The organism is Gordonia sp. NPDC127522 (assembly GCF_042672305.1).
Classification (GTDB): domain Bacteria; phylum Actinomycetota; class Actinomycetes; order Mycobacteriales; family Mycobacteriaceae; genus Gordonia; species Gordonia hongkongensis.
Map to the genome: position 1 here is coordinate 1,290 of NZ_JBHXVK010000038.1, position 1,297 is coordinate 2,586.

The 1,297-nt window shown below is 57.3% G+C and carries 1 rRNA gene (running past one end of the window); it reads right to left on the reverse strand.

What is annotated here, in order from left to right:
• Nucleotides 1–1,297: ribosomal RNA gene (locus ACFVHY_RS24400) — 23S ribosomal RNA — on the reverse strand; its annotated part reaches 1,270 nt to the left of the window's first position; the annotation flags it as partial.

A 1,297-nucleotide genomic window follows, 5' to 3' on the forward strand; every position in this document is an offset into this window, starting at 1 on the left:
CTGGGTCCCCCTTCTCCCGAAGTTACGGGGGCATTTTGCCGAGTTCCTTAACCACAGTTCTCTCGATCGCCTTAGTATTCTCTACCTGACCACCTGTGTTGGTTTGGGGTACGGGCCGTGTACCAACTCACTAGAGGCTTTTCTCGGCAGCATAGGATCATGGAATTCGCCACAACGGCTACGCATCACCTCTCAGGCTATGTGAGTGACGGATTTGCCTATCACTCGCCCTACAGGCTTACACCAGTACAACCACTGACTGGCCCCACTACCTTCCTGCGTCACCCCATCGCTTGCCTACTACCAGCCAAGGTCCCATGCATCACCCCAACTCGGCACCCGAAGGTGCTCCCGGGGGATCAGGATGGTTAGTACAACTGATTCAGCATGGGCGCGGATACACGGGTACGGGAATATCAACCCGTTGTCCATCGACTACGCCTGTCGGCCTCGCCTTAGGTCCCGACTCACCCTGGGCGGATTAGCCTGGCCCAGGAACCCTTGGTCATTCGGCGGCAGAGTTTCTCACTCTGCTTTCGCTACTCATGCCTGCATTCTCACTCCCACACCCTCCACACCTGGATCACTCCGGCGCTTCCACGGATGCAGGACGCTCCCCTACCCACCCACACACCTGGTCGACCCTCCGTAGAAGATCGACGGGCTAACGTGTGAGTGCCGCGGCTTCGGCGGTGTACTTGAGCCCCGCTACATTGTCGGCGCAGGATCACTTGACCAGTGAGCTATTACGCACTCTTTCAAGGGTGGCTGCTTCTAAGCCAACCTCCTGGTTGTCTTCGCGACCCCACATCCTTTTCCACTTAGTACACGCTTAGGGGCCTTAGCCGGCGATCTGGGCTGTTTCCCTCTCGACTACGAACCTTATCGCCCGCAGTCTCACTGCCACACTCTCACTTACCGGCATTCGGAGTTTGGCTGACGTCAGTAACCCTGTGGGGCCCATCGGCCATCCAGTAGCTCTACCTCCAGTAAGAAACATGTGACGCTGCACCTAAATGCATTTCGGGGAGAACCAGCTATCACGGAGTTTGATTGGCCTTTCACCCCTACCCACAACTCATCCCCTCCATTTTCAACTGAAGTGGGTTCGGGCCTCCACGACGTCTTACCGACGCTTCACCCTGGCCATGGGTAGATCACTCCGCTTCGGGTCTAGACCCGGCGACTCTTTCGCCCTATTCAGACTCGCTTTCGCTACGGCTACCCCACACGGGTTAACCTCGCCACCGAGCACTAACTCGCAGGCTCATTCTTCAAAAGGCACGCCATCACCCGC